The following is a 15553-nucleotide window of genomic DNA, read 5'->3' on the forward strand; positions in this document are numbered from 1 at the left end:
CCCTCCCTCCACGGCGTCGGTGGCATGATCGCCCCTGATGACCACACGCCCACGGCACGGCCGAAGTCGCCGCCCGGGACGCCCTCGCGAGGAGGCGACCGAGCAGGCGATCACCGCAGCAGCACGCGAGGTGCTCGCCGACAAGGGCGTGGCACGGATGTCCATGGAGCACGTGGCCGCCAAGGCCGGTGTGGCCAAGAGCACGCTGTACCGCCGCTGGCCGTCCAAGGTCGAGCTGGCGGTGCACGCGGTCGCCGTGACGTTCGACGAGATCGAGATCGAGGACCACGGTTCCCTCGCCGCCGACATGCGCGCCGGGATCGGCGAGGCAGCTCGCCTGCTGCGCGACCCGTCCACCGGCGGGGCGTATGCCGCGTTGCTGGCCGAGTCGGCCCGCGACCCCGACGGGGTCGGCGTGCAGGTGCGCGAGTCGCTGTCGACGCGGTTGCACGCCCTGGTCGCGACGTCCGTCGAACGGGCCATCGACCGGGGTGAGATCCGCCGCGACATGATCGACGTGGACCTGCTCGCCGACGTGGTGGTCGGGTCGGTCATGCACCGCGCGCTGGCCACCGGCGAGCCTGACGAGGCCTTCGTCGACGGGCTCATCGCCCTGCTGGCCGACGTCGCCTACGCCCGGTTGCGCCGCGCCCAGCGCGAGGTCGTCGAGACCTCCTAGAAGCGAGCCGGCTCGCGGTAGACGCCCCACTCGTCGCGAAGCGCATCGCAGATCTCGCCCAGCGTCGCCTCGGCGCGGACCGCGTCGAGCATCGCCGGCACCATGTTGTCGTCGGTGCGCGCGACCTCGACCATGTGCTGCACCGCGGCCCGCACGGCGTCCTCGTCACGGGCCGACTTGCGGGTCTTGAGGGTGGCGACCTGCTCGCGCTCGACCTCGTGGCTGACGCGCAGGATCTCCAGCTCGTGGGTGACGGAGGCGGTGTGGCAGTTGACGCCGACGACCTTCTTGTCGCCCTTCTCCAGGGACACCTGGTACTGGAAGGCCGCCTCGGCGATCTCGGACATGAACCAGCCGTCCTCGATGCCGCGCAGGATGCCCGAGGTCATCGGGCCCACGGCGTGGTCGACCCCACCGTCCGCGTTGAGCGGCTTCCCGAGCTCGCCCATGGCCTTGATCTTGTCGAAGATCGCCTCGGCCTCGGCCTCGATCTTGTCCGTGAGGGCCTCGACGTACCAGCTGCCGCCGAGCGGGTCGGCGACGTTGACGACGCCGGTCTCCTCCATGATCACCTGCTGGGTGCGCAGGGCGATCTCCGCGGCCTGCTCGCTGGGCAGCGCGAGGGTCTCGTCGAGGGCGTTGGTGTGCAACGAGTTGGTGCCACCGAGCACCGCCGCGAGCGCCTCGACGGCAGTGCGGACGACGTTGTTGTAGGGCTGCTGTGCCGTCAGCGAGACCCCGGCGGTCTGGGTGTGGAACCGCAGCCACTGCGCCTTGTCGGTCTTCGCGCCGTACACGTCACGCAGCCAGCGCGCCCAGATCCGGCGTGCGGCGCGGAACTTCGCGATCTCCTCGAAGAAGTCGAGGTGGCTGTCGAAGAAGAAGGACAGGCCCGGGGCGAACGTCTCGATGTCGAGGCCACGGGACAAGCCCAGCTCGACGTACCCGAAGCCGTCGGCGAGGGTGAACGCGAGCTCCTGCGCGGCCGTGGAGCCGGCCTCGCGGATGTGGTAGCCGGAGACCGAGAGCGGCTTGTAGTCCGGGATGTTCTCGTTGCAGTACTCCATCAGGTCGCCGATGAGGCGCAGGTGGGGTTCCGGCGCGAACAGCCACTCCTTCTGGGCGATGTACTCCTTGAAGATGTCGGTCTGCAGCGTGCCGTTGAGGACACCGAGGTCGACACCCTGGCGCTCGGCGGCGACGAGGTACATGCAGAAGACCGGCACCGCCGGACCGCTGATGGTCATCGACGTCGTGATGTCCTCGAGCGGAAGCCCGTCGAACAGCACCTCCATGTCCTTGGCGGAGTCGATGGCCACCCCGCAGTGGCCGACCTCGCCGAGGCTCATGGGGTCGTCGGAGTCGCGCCCCATGAGGGTGGGCATGTCGAACGCGACCGAGAGCCCGCCGCCCCCGCGCTCGAGGATCATCTTGTAGCGCTCGTTGGTCTGCACCGCGTTGCCGAACCCAGCGAACTGGCGGATCGTCCACGTGCGACCGCGGTAGCCGGTCGGGTAGAGACCACGGGTGAACGGGAACTCACCCGGCCAGCCGATCCGCTCGGGCACCTCGGAGCCGTCGGCCGGCCCGTAGACCGGCTCGACCTCCATCTGCGAGAGCGTGGTGAAGTCGGCGTCCCGCACCTGGCCCTTGGCCTGGGCGGCGTCGTAGCGGGCCTGCCAGYGGGCGGCGCCGTCACTCGTCGCGGGGGTGGTGGGTGCGGGATTCTCGGGCATGCGCCCAATTTACTAGGACGTCCTAGTAAATGTCACGCCAGCGGCTCAGGGGTATGCCGCGCTGCTGGGTCAGGCGTCGAAGTCGGCCGCGCCGACGCGCACCTTCCGCAGCAGCTCGAAGAGCTGCTCGTGCTCGGCCGCGGAGAGCATCCCCAGGCCGAACCGGTGCTGGACGAGGTCGGCGGTGGCTGCCTCCATCGCGTCGCGACCGGCCGGCGTGATGATCGCCAGGGTGCCGCGACCGTCATCAGGGTTGGGCACCCGCTCGACGAAGCCCTGGGCGTCGAGCCGCTGCACGATGTTGGTCGCGCTGGTGGGGTGCACCATCAGGCGCTGGCCGATCTTGCTCATCCCCAGCCGGCCGTCGCGGCTGAAGGCCAGCAGCACCAGCGCCTCGTAGCGGGCGAAGGTGAGGCCGTGCCGACCGACGATGGCGTCGTAGTCGGTGATCAGCAGCTGCTGGACGCGCATGATCGAGGTCGCGCTGGCCATCGCGAGCGGCTGCGACGTGCGCCCCCAGCGCCGGGTCCACAGCTGCGCCGCACGCGTGATGGGGTCGAACGGCAGGCGGATCGGCTTCGGCACGCGCAGCAGGCTAGCCGGGTTAGGGGCTGGGAGTGCGGATCGTCTCGAGCTGTCCATCATCGAGACGGATCTCGCCGTCGGCCTCCGCTGCGGCCTCCGGGTCGTGGGTCGCCATGAGGACGATGGCGCCACGGTGTGCCTCGGCCCGCAGGAGGGCCAGGACCCGCTCGCGGTTGTCGTGGTCCAGCTCGGACGTCGGCTCGTCGGCCAGCAGCACGTGTCCTCGCAGGGCGAGGCCCCGGGCGACCGCCACCCGCTGCTGCTGACCACCGCTCAGCTCCTCCGCCAGGTGGCTGCCGGACTCGTGCAGTCCCACCGACTCCAGCGCCGACTGCGCCCGGCGCAGCGCGTGCTCGGGTCGCACACCGCGGGCCAGCAGGGGCAGCGAGACGTTCTCCCGCGCGGAGAGCAGGACCGCGAGGGCGCTGCCCTGCGGGATCACCTCGATGCCGAGGCGAGCTGCCTGCGCGCGGTCCCGCACCTCCTCGTCGCCGAGGCGCACCACCCCGTCGAAGGCGACGGCGCCAGCAATGGCCCACAGGAGGGAAGACTTGCCCGCACCGCTATGGCCGGTGACGGCGATGAACTCCCCCGCGTAGGCCTCGAACGACGCCTCGGACACAGCGACGGTCGAGCCGTAGCGGACAGTCACCCCCTCCACGCGCAGCGGCGGCGACTCGACGTCCTCGAGCACCTCCGGGCGGTCAGCCCTCGTCGCCCGGTCACTCACCGGTCTCACCCGTCCCCTGCGGGATCAGCGTCCACACACCGTCGACCTCCGCGACCCGCACGAGCGCGCCCGGCGGGAACGCATCCACCGCCGCGGGCGGGAGGGGCAGCGACCCATCGGCCGACACCACGGCATACGCCTCGCCGGAACGGCCCTCGCCACCCACCCGGCCGTCACGGATGGTGACGGTGCGCGGGAGCCGCGCGGCCACCTCGGGGTCGTGGGTGACGACGACGACGGTGGTCCCCCACTCCCGGTTGACCCGGTGCAGGGTGTCGAGCACGAGGTCACGCGACGAGTGGTGCAGCTGCGAGGTGGGTTCGTCGCCGAGGAGGAGGCCCGGACGGCTGGCCAGCGCGACCCCGAGCGCCGCGAGCTGCAGCTGTCCCGGCGGCAGCGAGTCGAGCGGCGCGGTGGCGGCGTGGTCGAGCCCCACGAGCTCCAGCACCTCGCCGGGCGGTGGCACCTCCCGACCGGCCTTGCGGGCGGAGCGCTGGGCGAACTCGACGTTCTGGCGGGCGGTGAGGTAGGGCAGCAGGTTGCGGACCGCACCCTGGAGCACGAGCCCCACCTCGGCCGCCCGGAACCGGTCGAGGTCGGCCTCGGTCATCGTCGACAGCTCGTGCTCCCCCACGAGCACCCTCCCGGCACTGGGTCGCATCAGGCCGCCGAACAGCGTGAGCAGCGTCGACTTCCCGGCGCCGGACGGACCGAGCAGCCCGACGACCTCGCCCGGGTGGACGGTCAGGTCCACCCCGGACAGTGCGGCGACGTCGTGGCCCTCGGCGCGGTAGATGTGGACCAGGCCCCGGGTGCTGACCCGCAGCCCGCCGGTGCGCGGTGCTGTGCCCATGACGCTCTCGGCACTCACAGTGACTCCCTGATCCGGCGCAACGTGATCCGTCGGCCGGCGCCGACCGCGGCCAGCCAGCCGACGGCGAGCAGCACCAGGGCGGCGCCGACCGCCGATCCGACAATGGCCAGGGTGTCGGGCGCGAGCTCGAGGGCGGGCACCGGGTCGGCGGCGCTGTCGAAGAGCGGGACCAGTGGCATGGCCACCCACGAGCTCACGGCTCCGCAGACCACACCCACGAGGGTGCCGACCAGGACGAGGACCACCTGCTCCCGCACGAGCGACCGGCGCAGCTCCTTGAGCGGCACGCCCGACATGTGGAGCGCGGCGAGGTCGCGGGCCACCACGCGCCAGCCGGTCACCGTCATGACGAGGACGACGAGGGCCGCGAGGAGCACGCCCATGGCACCGGTGAAGACGGCCAGCCGCAGGCCCCACGCGGAGGCCGACGCGCCGAGGCGGTCCTGTGCGGCGGCGGTGCTGTGTCGGGCGAGGACGCCCACGCCCTGCGCCTCCAGACGCGTGGCCACGGCGTCGGCCTGCGCCGGGTCGGCGACCCACACCGAGAGGGTCCCGGCGTCGGGCAGCCGGCCACCGAGGCGTGCGAGGGTCTCGTAGTCCACGAGGACGCCCTTGCTGCCGAGCACCGGCAGGGTGTCGACGGTCTGTTGCGCGGCGACGACCAAGGGGGTGCCGTTGATGCCGATCGCGTCGAAGCCCTGCGCCGTGCCGCCGGGAGGGATCGGTCCGGCGAGCAGCCCCGGCACGACGGCCGGCACGTCGGCGTGTGAGAGCTCGAGGGCGAAGCCGGTGCTGTTCAGCTCGAGCGCCAGCGTGTCGGCACCCGCGGGCAGCTGCACGAGCTTGTCGCTCGTGCTGGTCGCCGGGGCGACGAAGGGGTTCCACTGGTTGGCGGCGGCGATCCCGAGGGACTTCCCGTCGATGCCGAAGCCGGTGATGCTGAGCTTCCCGCTGACCTGGCTGACCTGCTCGTCGGTCTTGCGGAACTCCAGGCCGTCGAGGCGGCAGCCGTCGGGGCAGAGCAGCAGTCCGTTGAGCTCGGCAGATCCCTTGCCGCGCAACGGGACCTGCGCGATGAGCCGGGTCAGGCGCTGGCCCGTCGGAGTGGTCACGGAGAGGCGCAGCTCGTTCGGCTCCTCCGAACCCGGGCCGATCGTCGGTGCGACCGGGCTGCCCGACTGCCCGGTGGGCCGCGGTGTCGCCTCGTCGCCGGGGATGGTGAGGTCCCAGGCGAGCCTGCCGGTCACACGGGTGCCGGTGAGCTGGACCGGGGCGATGTCGGGAGGGGCCAGGGCACCGAGCCGGTAGGGCTGGCCCGGGGGCGCGAAGGACGTCTCCTCGAAGTCCTTGGTGACGACGGCCATCGTCGCCGTCGACCGCCGGTCGGTCTGCCGCACGATGGCCACCGGGCTCGCGAGGGTGCCGGTCGGGTCGATGGCACGGACGGCGGAGAGCAGGCTCGTGGGGTTCTGGCTGTCGGTGTCGATCACGGCGGGGGCGCCCGTCTCGACCTCGGCTCGGGCCGTCCAGTTGCGGTCACCGACGACGAGGGCGTTCGCGGCGAAGACGGTCAGGGCGACCGCGACGCTGACGACCGTGACGACCTTGCGCAGGGTCGGGTGACGCTCCAGCCCGAAGGCGGTCAGGGCCGGCCCGATCCGCCCCCGACGCAGGTTCGCCCGACCGCTGGCTCCGGCGACCGGCACCGCCAGCCGTGAGGCGACCAGGCCCGCCGCCAGCGCGACGAGCGTGGGGGTGACCAGCGCCAGCGGACCGTCGAGCGAGCCGGTCGCGAGCCCGATGAGACCGAAGGCCGCGAGCGCCACTGCGAGGATGTCGACGACCCCGAAGGCCCGGGCGCGGTCCTTCGAGACGCGGCGCAGCAGGGCAGAGACGGTCAGCCGCTGCACCGGTCGGGCCGCCAGCCAGATCGCCACCGCACACACGACGGCAGACGCCGCCAGCGCGACGAGGGACGACCACGGCACCTCGAAGGGAACCCCGTCAGGCAGCAGGAACCAGCGCACCAGGGTGGTCAGGAGCAGCGCCAGTCCGAACCCGATCGGCAGCCCGATCGCGACCGTGGCTGCCAGCTCGCCCATGACGATGCGCCCGGCCCCCTCGCGGCTGCGACCGCGGAGCCTGGCCAGCGCCACCTCCGGCCGACGTTGCTCCACGGCGGCCTGCGCGACCAGCAGGAGGATGGCCGCCGCGAGCAGCCCGAGCTGGGCCATGAGCAACGGCACGATGACCCGCAGCTGGTGCTGTCCCACCCGGATGCCGTCGATGATCGTCGGGAGCTGGGTCTCCACGAGCGCCCCGTCGATGCCCCCGGCCGCGGCAGACCGGTTGCCCCCCTGGTCGGCGAGGACGTCGGAGATCTGCTGCAGGTTGCCGAGCGTGAACAGGTCTCTGCGCAGCGGGAAGGTGAGGGTTGCCTGGGCCACGCTCCACTCGCGGGTGAAGGTGGCCTCGGTCGTGACGAAGTCGTCGATGGCCGGCACCAGCTCGAGCCCGACGTCGACGACCGTGCCCGACTTGCCGTCGAGCTGGGTGCGCTGCCAGTACGCCTCGTCCGGCACGACCTCGTAGGCCCCGACCACGGTCAGGGTCGTGGTGGGCCGCTCCGTCTGGCTGATGCTCGGCACCGGGGTCGTGAAGGTCGTCCCGAGCGGCCACTTCCACACCGCGAGGTCCTTGGCCGAGACGAGGACCTCACCGACGGCCGCGGGGCACCGGCCGCTGGTGATGGTGAGGTGCTCACAGACCCGGTCGCGGGCGACCAGGTCCCCGGGCGACGGCTTCAGCCCGGTGCGCGGCACGATGGTGATCGAGTCGGACAGCTGCCCGACCGGGTCGCCGTAGAGGACGCGCACCGACCCGGGCACGTTGCCGCTCAGCGCGGAGGGAACGAACGACGGGTTGGCCGTGCCTCGACCGCTGCGCACCACGAGCGCGGTGTCGGCGATGCTGGCCGAGCTGATGCTGGCGCGCAGCAGGGACTGCTCGAGGGCGCGCTGGTAGAGGGGCGCGAAGACAGCACAGGTGGCGACGAGCGCGGCGAGCAGGACGAGCACGACTGCCTGGGCGCGGCGATACCTGATTGCAGCCCACATGCCGTCTGTGCCTCCGTGTGTCCCGGCGGATCAACCCCCACGGGTCCTCCCGTACCCGCTCGACCCTAGGGGGGATTCGTCCGGGAGCGGGCCACATTCCGGCAACGATTCACGGTCGCGGGCCCGCCGCGGCGCAGGTGTTGCGGGGTGTCAGCCCTGGGCGTCGATGGCCGCCTCGAGGCGGTCGAGCTTCGCGGTGAGCTCACCGGCATACCCCTCGCGGATGTCGGCCTTGAGCACGAGGCTGACCCGCGGGCCGAACCGGGCCACGGCAGCCACGGCGCCCTTCACCACGGCCATCACCTCGTCCCACTCCCCCTCCACCTCGGTGAACATCGACGAGGTGCGGTGCGGCAGCCCGGACTCGCGCACGACGGTTACGGCGGCAGCGACCGCCTCACTCACCGAGCCGGTGGAGTCGGAGGGCACGGACGGGGCGACGGAGAAGGCAACCAGCATGAGCCCACCGTATGCCGCGCGGCCGGCGACGTGCCCGGCGGTGCCAGCCGGTGGCGCTGGGTGCGTCAGCCGGGCGGTCAGTCGACGTGGCGCTGGTAGGCCAGCAGGGCCTCGACGCGCCGGAAGCCGAGCTCGACGTTGACGCCGACCATGTGGGCGTTCTGCTCGGCGTTGCAGGTCTGCACGCGCTTCGACTCAGGGGCCACCTCGGCCAGGCCCTGGAGGCCGCGCACCTTGACGGCCATGCCGAGGCGATGACCCCGGTGGTCCTTGCGGACGAGCGTGCCCCACTGCATGACCTCGTCGGGGTCGTCGGCCGAAACCACGAGGTCGTTGTAGGCGACGACCTCGCCGGACGGCGCGACGGCCACCGTGTGGAGCATCGTGCGGCCCTGCGCCTGCAGCCGACCCAGCTCCTCGCGGTAGGTCTCCGGGCTGAGGGCTTCCTCCTCGAACTCCACCTCACCGGTCGGGGCGTCGACGGCGAGCTGGTTCCAGCAGTCGCAGTAGGACGTCTGCAGCTCCTCCGGCAGCGAGCCACGGTGAAACTCGATCCGGTAGCCCTCGTGGTGGCCTGCGGCGCCGGCAGCGAGCTCGGCCAGCCGTTCCGGGTCGATGGGCACATCGAGGACGCGGCGAATCTCGGTGTTCGCGTACGTGAAGCCGTGCCGCTCGGCGAAGCGGGCGTAGGGGTGTCCCTCCCGGGCGTCGTCGGGCACGTTCGCCTCGACGAGAACCGTGCGACGGCCCTCCTCCCGGGTCCGGTGGAGCACCCGCTCGATGAGGGCGCTCCCGGCGCCCCGGCCCCGCAGCTCGGGGTCGACGTCGAGCTCGGCCCAGGTGAACTTCGTGTTGTCGAGCAGCGGGAACCAGAGCAGGGCGAGACCGGCCACCCGCCCGTCCACCAGGGCGACGATCGGCTCGAGCCGTTCGACGGTGCTCTCGGTGCGGAGCTGGACGGTCATCTCGCGCAGCGACCAGGTCTTGCCCCAGGGGCGCTGGAACTTCTTCGAGGCGTTCGTCGCCTCGTGGGCCGCCGCGACCTCCGCGTCGTCGTCGATGGCGAGCGGGCGCACGACGACGCCCTGCAACGCGTTGTCGCGCAAGGTCACCGAGGGCTCCGTCGTCGAGTTCATCCCTTGAGTGTCGGACCTGGGCTGGCGCGAGGACAACGGGTTTTAGGCCGGGGTCACGGGGCGAGGTAGGCGTGGACCAGGGCGACCGTCGCGGCGCCCTCGCCACTCGCGGACGCCACCCGCTTCATCGAGCCGGCCCGCAGGTCCCCGGCCGCGAAGATCCCGGGCACGGTGGTCTCGAGGGCAGCCGGCGGACGGCCGTGGGACCAGTGCTCCATCGGCACCTCGCGGCCGGTGTAGACGAAGCCGCGCTCGTCGCGCACGACCTCCTCCGGCAGCCAGTCACCGCAGGGGTCGGCCCCGAGCAGGAGGAAGAGTCCGCCGGCGTCGACCCGTTCGGAGCCGTCAGGTCCCTGGAGCTGGAGCCACTGCAGGGAGGAGTCGCCACCACCGTCGACGACCCGCGTGGACGGGCGGACCGTGATCCGTGGCGTCGAGGCGATCTCGCGGATCAGGTAGTCCGACATGGTGGCGGCGAGGTCGGGGCGACGTACGAGGAGGCTGACGCTCGCGGCATACCGGGCGAGGTAGACCGCCGCCTGCCCTGCCGAGTTGCCGCCGCCGACGACGAAGACGTCACGCCCCTCCATCTCGCGCGCGGCGCTGGTCGCGGCCCCGTAGTAGACGCCGAGCCCGACCAGCTCCTCCAACGACTCGATGCCGAGGCGGCGGTAGGTCACGCCCGTGGCGACCAGCACGGCCCGCGCCCGCAGCTCCCCCGCCTCGGTGCGCACGAGGTGGGGCTCCCCCGGTCGCGGCGCCGGGACGATGCCCTCGGCGGCCACGCCGGTGTAGATGCGTGCCCCGAAGCGCGACGCCTGGAACCTCGCGCGCTGGGCCAGCCGCATGCCGGAGATGCCGCGGGGGAAGCCGAGGTAGTTGCGGATCATCGAGCTGGTGCCCGCCTGTCCCCCGACTGCGTCGGACTCGAGCACGACGGTGTCGAGGCCCTCGGAGGCGCCGTAGACGGCAGCGGCGAGACCGGCCGGGCCGGAGCCGATGACGACGAGGTCGATGAGGTCGTCGTGGTCCATCGTCTGGGGCGAGCCGTAGACCGCGCGGGCCACCATCCGGGCCGTCGCACCCTCGATGACCTGGTTGATGATGCCGGACGCGACCACCGGGAAGGCCGGCGAGGCCCCACTCTGCACCGAGGGCAGCTCAGACAGCACCCGTCGCCCGACCTCGCTGTCCGGCGAGTACACGGCGTGCGGGAGCCCCATCCGGTCGAGGAAGTCACGGATGCGCGAGACCTCGGCTCGTGACCCGCCTTCGATGATCTGCACGCCTTCGACCTCGGGGGTCGAGGCGGTCCAGCCCCAGTCGGAGAGGTACTCGGTGACGGCGGTGTGGAACTCCTCGTCGCGCGGGCCCTGTGGGATGAGGAGGTAGGTGTCGATCCGCCCGCGCCCCAACGCCTCTCGCAGCTTCGGCAGGGACAGGCCGTAGTCGCCTCGCGAGGTGAGGCAGATCCGGCGGGCGGCCGGCAACAGGGTGTGCAGCTCGTCGAGCAGGTCGAGCCCGACCTCCACCCCCGGCACCACCCACCCGACGCCCAGCAGCGCCACGGGCTGCCCGTCGGCCACTGCCCGGCGCACCAGGTCACGGCCACCGTCGGCGTCGTCGGCGCACAGGATGTCGTAATCCCTTGCGTAGCGGGCGAACTCGCTGTCCACGACCGGGATGTGCTCGGTCGCGACGACGAGGACGATCGCCGGACGGACGCGAGCAGGCGTGGTCATGACAAGGGGGTCAGTGCTTGTCGCCGTCGATGAGCCACGAGTCGCCGTCACGGACGAAGGTCAGCGTGTGGGTCTCATCGCTCTTCTGGCCGTCCTTGGGCTTGAAGGTCAGCTCGACCTTCGCCGTGTTGTTCGCGGCGTCGGCCGCGACCGAACGGACGTCCACCGACTCGATGGTGCTCCAGAAGGTCTCGTAGCCGTCGCGCCCGCCGGACGCCTGCTGGAACGCGGGCGTCAGCAGGGCGAAGGTGTCGTCGCGCTTGTTCGCCTTCGTGACGTCGCGGTAGTACGACTCCACGAACCGGGTCAGCTTCGCGTCGTCCTGGGCCGTGTTGGCGGCAGTGGTCGTCGTCGTGGTGGTCGACGAGGAGCTCGAGGAGCTGCTGGACGACGAGCTCGACGGCGTCTGGGTCTGGGTCTGCGTGGAGGTGACCGTGGTGGTGGTGCCCGGGGTCGGCTTGGTGGTGCCGAAACCGTCGGTCAACGCGTAGGCGATCCCGAGGGCGACCAGCGCGAGCACCACGAGCGCCACGATCCACGCCGTGGACCGCGACCGCCGCTGGTCGCGGGGGTCCCCGCGGCGGCCGTCGGAGGGGTCCGGCACCAGCGGAGGGAGGGGCGGCGGCGTCTCGAGCCGTTGGGTGCTCTCGACGGGGGTGCCGAGGACCTCGGTGGCGGCGGCAGCCCCTGCCCCTCCGAGGGCCGCCCCCGCGGGCAGCGCCATCGTGACGTCGCCGTGGGCGATGCGGTCGAGCCGCTCGGACGCCGTGGCCATGTCCCACCGCCGCCCGGGGTCCTGGTCCATCATCGCCGCGATCGCGCCACCCATGGCTCCGGCCCGCTCCACCGGTCGGGCGTCGCCGCGGGCGATCGCCTGGAGCGTGGCGAGCGGGTTCGCCTGCGCCTCGTAGGGCGGTTGGCCCTCGACGGCGTAGTAGAGGGTGGCCCCGAGAGCCCAGACGTCGGAGGCCGGGGTCGGGTCGCCGCCGCGAGCCAGCTCGGGCGAGAGGTAGCCGGGGGTGCCGGTCATGAACCCGGTCTGCGTCAGCTGGTCGTCGGCGTGCGCGCGGGCGATGCCGAAGTCGCTGATCTTGGGGGTGCCCCCGAGGTCCATGAGGATGTTCCCCGGCTTGATGTCGCGGTGGACGATGCCGCTCGCGTGGGCGCGGGCGAGCGCGCTCGCGACGGCCGACCCGATCTCCGCGACCCGGGTGGGGGGCAGGGCCCCGACCTCACGGATCAGCTCGGCGAGGCTCTGGCCCTCGACGTACTCCATCACCAGCCAGTGCGAGTCGTTCTCGTCGACCACGTCGAACACCCCGACGGCGTGCGGGTCGTTGAGCGACGCGGCGATCCGCGCCTCCCGCATCGCCCGTGCAGCAGCTGCCGGCTCGCCCGGCAGGGCGCCGATCTGCTTCACCGCGACCTCTCGACCGAGCACCCTGTCGAGGCACAGCCACACCGTGCCCATCCCACCGCTGCCGATGGGACGGACCACCTCGTAGCGTCCGGCGATGACCTGGGGCTGCACTGGGGTCCTTTCGATCGGGTCCGGGTTCACCCTATTGGCCGCGGCACGTCCTTGACACTCCACGGCAGACCCGTGACAGGCTGCCATGGTGCGGCCGAGCCTGTACGAGTTCGCCGGGGGCGACGAGGCGCTCCTCGCCCTCGCGCGCGCCCACCACGAGCGGTGCGTCGCCGATCCGATGCTGAACCACCCGTTCACCAAGGAAGACCTCAACCCGAAGCACGTCGAGCGCCTGGCCGCCTACTGGGCCGAGGTGCTGGGTGGGCCGCCGCGTTACTCCGAGCAGCTGAGCGACCACTCGTCGATGCTGCGGATGCATGCCGGCAACGGTCCCGGCATGCTCGAGCTCGGCCCCCGGTTCGTCGACTGCTTCGTGGCGGCCGCGGACGACGTGGGCCTGCCTCCCGATCCCGAGTTCCGGGCGGCCCTGCGGGCCTACATGGAGTGGGCGGTCGCCGACGTCAACGAGTTCCACGACGAGGACTCCACCGTGCCGACCGGCCTGGGTATGCCGCGCTGGGACTGGGAGGGTCTGGTCACCTCCGGTCGCGACTGACCTCGGCGCGGACGCGAGGTGCGGGGCGCTCAGGCGAGGGCGTCGACGACCTGGTCGGCCGCGGCATACGGGTCGGTCGTGCCGTCCACGACGGCGGCGGCAAGCTCGTCGACACCGTTGCCGTGGCGCAGGTCGCCCATCTTGGCGCGCAGCGCCTGGAGGGCGATCGACTCGATCTCGTCGCCGGCCCGGCGGACTCGTCGATCGCGCAGGGTGCCGGACTCCTCCATCCACGACGTGTGCTTCTCGATCGCCTCGATGACCTCGTCGATGCCCTGCCCCTGCTGGGCGACGGTCTTGATGACCGGGGGACGCCAGAGGCCGGGCTCGGTGCGGTCGCCGAGCGAGATCATGTGGCGGATGTCGCGCACCGTGGCGTCGGCGCCGTCGCGGTCGGCCTTGTTGACGACGAAGATGTCGCCGATCTCGAGGATGCCCGCCTTGGCGGCCTGGATGCCGTCACCCATGCCCGGTGCCAGCAGGACGATGGTCGTGTCGGCCAGCCCGGCGATCTCGACCTCCGACTGCCCGACGCCCACGGTCTCGACGAGGATCACCTCGCACCCGGCGGCGTCGAGCACGCGCAGCGCCTGGGGGGTCGTCCACGACAGGCCGCCGAGGTGTCCACGGCTGGCCATCGAACGGATGTAGACGTCGGGGTCGAGCGCGTGGTCCTGCATCCGCACCCGGTCACCGAGCAGCGCACCACCCGAGAACGGCGATGACGGGTCGACGGCGAGGATGCCGATTCGCTTGCCCTGCTTGCGAAATGCGCCGACGAGGGCGTTGGTGGACGTCGACTTGCCGACGCCGGGACTGCCGGTGATCCCGATGATGTGCGCCTGCCCGGTGTGCGGCGCGAGTGCCGCCATCACCTCGCGGAGGGCAGGGTGGCGGTCCTCGACGAGGGAGATCAACCGCGCGACGGCGCGGGGCGACCCTGCCCTGGCCGACTCGACCAGGGCAGGGACGTCGACGGTGCGGGGAGCCAAACGTCAGACGCTGTCGGAGGTGCTCGGGACGCGCACGATCAGCGCGTCACCCTGGCCGCCACCGCCACAGAGGGCAGCGGCGCCGACCCCGCCGCCACGACGCCCGAGCTCGAGGGCGAGGTGGAGGGCGATCCGCGCGCCGGACATGCCGATCGGGTGGCCGAGGGCAATGGCCCCACCGTTGACGTTCACCTTGTCGACGTCGATGCCGAGCTCCTTCGCGGAGGCCAGGCCCACGGCCGCGAACGCCTCGTTGATCTCGACGAGGTCGAGGTCGGCGGGGGTGATGCCCTCGCGCTCACAGGCCTTGGCGATGGCGCGGGCGGGCTGCTGCTGGAGGGTGGAGTCGGGGCCGGCGACGACGCCATGTGCGCCGATCTCCGCGATCCAGGTGAGCCCCAGCTCCTCGGCCTTCGTCTTGCTCATGACCACGACGGCAGCCGCGCCGTCGCTGATCTGGCTGGCCGAGCCGGCCGTGATGGTGCCGTCCTTGGAGAACGCCGGACGCAGCTTGCCCAGCGTCTCGGTGGTCGTGTCGGCGCGGATGCCCTCGTCGGTCTTGAACTCGAGCGGGTCGCCCTTGCGTTGCGGGATGGAGACCGCGACGACCTCGTCGTCGAAGAGGCCGTCCTTCCAGGCGCGCGCGGCGAGCTGGTGGCTGCGGGCGCTGAACTCGTCCTGCTGCTCGCGGGTGAACTCCTGGTCGCCGGTGTTGGCCTGCTCGGTGAGCAACCCCATCGCCTGGTCGGTGAAGGCGTCCCACAGGCCGTCGAAGGCCATGTGGTCGCGCATCGTCACGTCGCCGTACTTGAAGCCCTCGCGGGACTTCTCGAGGAGGTGTGGAGCGTTGGTCATCGACTCCTGACCCCCGGCGACCACGATGTCGAACTCACCCGCGCGGATCAGCTGGTCGGCCATCGCGATGGCGTTGATCCCGGAGAGGCAGACCTTGTTGATGGTCAGCGCGGGGACCGTCATCGGGATGCCGGCCTTGGCGGCGGCCTGGCGGGCGGGGATCTGGCCCGCACCGGCCTGGAGCACCTGGCCCATGATGACGTAGTCGACCTGGTCGGGGCTCACCCCGGCCTTCTCGAGGGCACCCTTGATGGCGAAGCCCCCGAGGTCAGCGCCCGAGAAGTCCTTGAGCGAGCCGAGGAGGCGGCCCATGGGGGTGCGGGCACCCGCGACGATGACGGAAACGGGACGGTCAGACATGGTTGGAGGCCTCCAGCGCCATTGGGGATTACCTGGGTTCACTCTAATGCGCGAGGCGGTATGCGGGTCCGCCCGGGCGGGTGGTGCTGACCACACTCGGGTATGCCGCGTGGTCACGGACGTCAGCCGGTCGCCTCACGAATCCCGTTGCCGGACTTCAGGATTCGTGGATCCATCGGGTTGACAGGCCGCGTTTGCCCTG

Annotated in this window: 13 protein-coding genes; 2 read left to right on the top strand and 11 right to left on the bottom strand. The window is 71.9% G+C overall.

The window, feature by feature from the left end; all coding sequences use genetic code 11:
* The first annotated feature begins 37 nt into the window (after positions 1 to 37).
* Positions 38 to 679: a TetR/AcrR family transcriptional regulator gene (locus tag AC1DX8_RS10640; protein WP_477629895.1), complete on the top strand. Its 642-nt coding sequence runs from the start codon at positions 38 to 40 to the stop codon at positions 677 to 679.
* Here the strand turns inward: AC1DX8_RS10640 and AC1DX8_RS10645 are convergent.
* The 9 genes from AC1DX8_RS10645 to AC1DX8_RS10685 form a co-directional block, all read right to left on the bottom strand.
* Positions 676 to 2415 (bottom strand): acyl-CoA mutase large subunit family protein, encoded by a 1740-nt coding sequence (locus AC1DX8_RS10645; protein WP_477629896.1) that lies wholly within the window; start codon positions 2413 to 2415, stop codon positions 676 to 678. The genes AC1DX8_RS10640 and AC1DX8_RS10645 overlap by 4 nt on opposite strands.
* A 69-nt stretch (positions 2416 to 2484) precedes the next feature.
* On the bottom strand, positions 2485 to 3000 hold the full coding sequence (locus tag AC1DX8_RS10650; RefSeq protein WP_477629897.1) for a MarR family winged helix-turn-helix transcriptional regulator: 516 nt from the start codon (positions 2998 to 3000) through the stop codon (positions 2485 to 2487).
* 19 nt (positions 3001 to 3019) lie between these two features.
* The gene (locus AC1DX8_RS10655; protein WP_477629898.1) at positions 3020 to 3730 is read right to left on the bottom strand and encodes an ABC transporter ATP-binding protein; all 711 of its coding nucleotides are present in this window, start codon (positions 3728 to 3730) and stop codon (positions 3020 to 3022) included.
* On the bottom strand, positions 3723 to 4601 hold the full coding sequence (locus AC1DX8_RS10660) for an ABC transporter ATP-binding protein (RefSeq protein WP_477629899.1): 879 nt from the start codon (positions 4599 to 4601) through the stop codon (positions 3723 to 3725). The genes AC1DX8_RS10655 and AC1DX8_RS10660 overlap by 8 nt, the downstream gene beginning before the upstream one ends.
* On the bottom strand, positions 4598 to 7720 hold the full coding sequence (locus AC1DX8_RS10665) for an FtsX-like permease family protein (RefSeq protein WP_477629900.1): 3123 nt from the start codon (positions 7718 to 7720) through the stop codon (positions 4598 to 4600). The genes AC1DX8_RS10660 and AC1DX8_RS10665 overlap by 4 nt, the downstream gene beginning before the upstream one ends.
* 150 nt (positions 7721 to 7870) lie before the next feature.
* Positions 7871 to 8179: a thiamine-binding protein gene (locus AC1DX8_RS10670; protein WP_477629901.1), complete on the bottom strand. Its 309-nt coding sequence runs from the start codon at positions 8177 to 8179 to the stop codon at positions 7871 to 7873.
* 77 nt (positions 8180 to 8256) lie between these two features.
* Positions 8257 to 9315 carry a GNAT family N-acetyltransferase gene (locus AC1DX8_RS10675; protein ID WP_477629902.1) on the bottom strand — a complete coding sequence of 353 codons (1059 nt, stop codon included), beginning with the start codon at positions 9313 to 9315 and terminating at the stop codon, positions 8257 to 8259.
* Between the two features lie 53 nt (positions 9316 to 9368).
* On the bottom strand, positions 9369 to 11057 hold the full coding sequence (locus tag AC1DX8_RS10680) for an NAD(P)/FAD-dependent oxidoreductase (protein ID WP_477629903.1): 1689 nt from the start codon (positions 11055 to 11057) through the stop codon (positions 9369 to 9371).
* Between the two features lie 10 nt (positions 11058 to 11067).
* Positions 11068 to 12588 (bottom strand): serine/threonine-protein kinase, encoded by a 1521-nt coding sequence (locus AC1DX8_RS10685; protein WP_477629904.1) that lies wholly within the window; start codon positions 12586 to 12588, stop codon positions 11068 to 11070.
* 85 nt (positions 12589 to 12673) lie between these two features.
* On the opposite strand from AC1DX8_RS10685, the gene AC1DX8_RS10690 reads away from it, so the two are divergent.
* A complete protein-coding gene (locus AC1DX8_RS10690) occupies positions 12674 to 13144 on the top strand; it encodes a group II truncated hemoglobin (RefSeq protein ID WP_477629905.1) in 471 nt (156 codons plus the stop codon).
* A gap of 29 nt (positions 13145 to 13173) precedes the next feature.
* Here the strand turns inward: AC1DX8_RS10690 and meaB are convergent, their stop codons facing one another.
* Both meaB and AC1DX8_RS10700 read right to left on the bottom strand, forming a co-directional pair.
* Positions 13174 to 14136: a methylmalonyl Co-A mutase-associated GTPase MeaB gene (gene meaB / locus AC1DX8_RS10695; RefSeq protein WP_477629906.1), complete on the bottom strand. Its 963-nt coding sequence runs from the start codon at positions 14134 to 14136 to the stop codon at positions 13174 to 13176.
* Between the two features lie 3 nt (positions 14137 to 14139).
* Positions 14140 to 15351: an acetyl-CoA C-acetyltransferase gene (locus AC1DX8_RS10700; protein WP_477629907.1), complete on the bottom strand. Its 1212-nt coding sequence runs from the start codon at positions 15349 to 15351 to the stop codon at positions 14140 to 14142.
* Between the last annotated feature and the right edge of the window lie 202 nt (positions 15352 to 15553).

Source organism: Pedococcus sp. P2_A3 (assembly GCF_056405035.1).

Coding starts and splice junctions, on each gene's coding strand:
- AC1DX8_RS10670 (WP_477629901.1), bottom strand. CDS start 8,179: ATGCTGGTTGCCTTCTCCGTCGCCCCGTCCGTGCCCTCCGACTCCACC.
- AC1DX8_RS10640 (WP_477629895.1), top strand. CDS start 38: ATGACCACACGCCCACGGCACGGCCGAAGTCGCCGCCCGGGACGCCCT.
- AC1DX8_RS10675 (WP_477629902.1), bottom strand. CDS start 9,315: ATGAACTCGACGACGGAGCCCTCGGTGACCTTGCGCGACAACGCGTTG.
- AC1DX8_RS10665 (WP_477629900.1), bottom strand. CDS start 7,720: ATGTGGGCTGCAATCAGGTATCGCCGCGCCCAGGCAGTCGTGCTCGTC.
- AC1DX8_RS10680 (WP_477629903.1), bottom strand. CDS start 11,057: ATGACCACGCCTGCTCGCGTCCGTCCGGCGATCGTCCTCGTCGTCGCG.
- AC1DX8_RS10690 (WP_477629905.1), top strand. CDS start 12,674: ATGGTGCGGCCGAGCCTGTACGAGTTCGCCGGGGGCGACGAGGCGCTC.
- AC1DX8_RS10700 (WP_477629907.1), bottom strand. CDS start 15,351: ATGTCTGACCGTCCCGTTTCCGTCATCGTCGCGGGTGCCCGCACCCCC.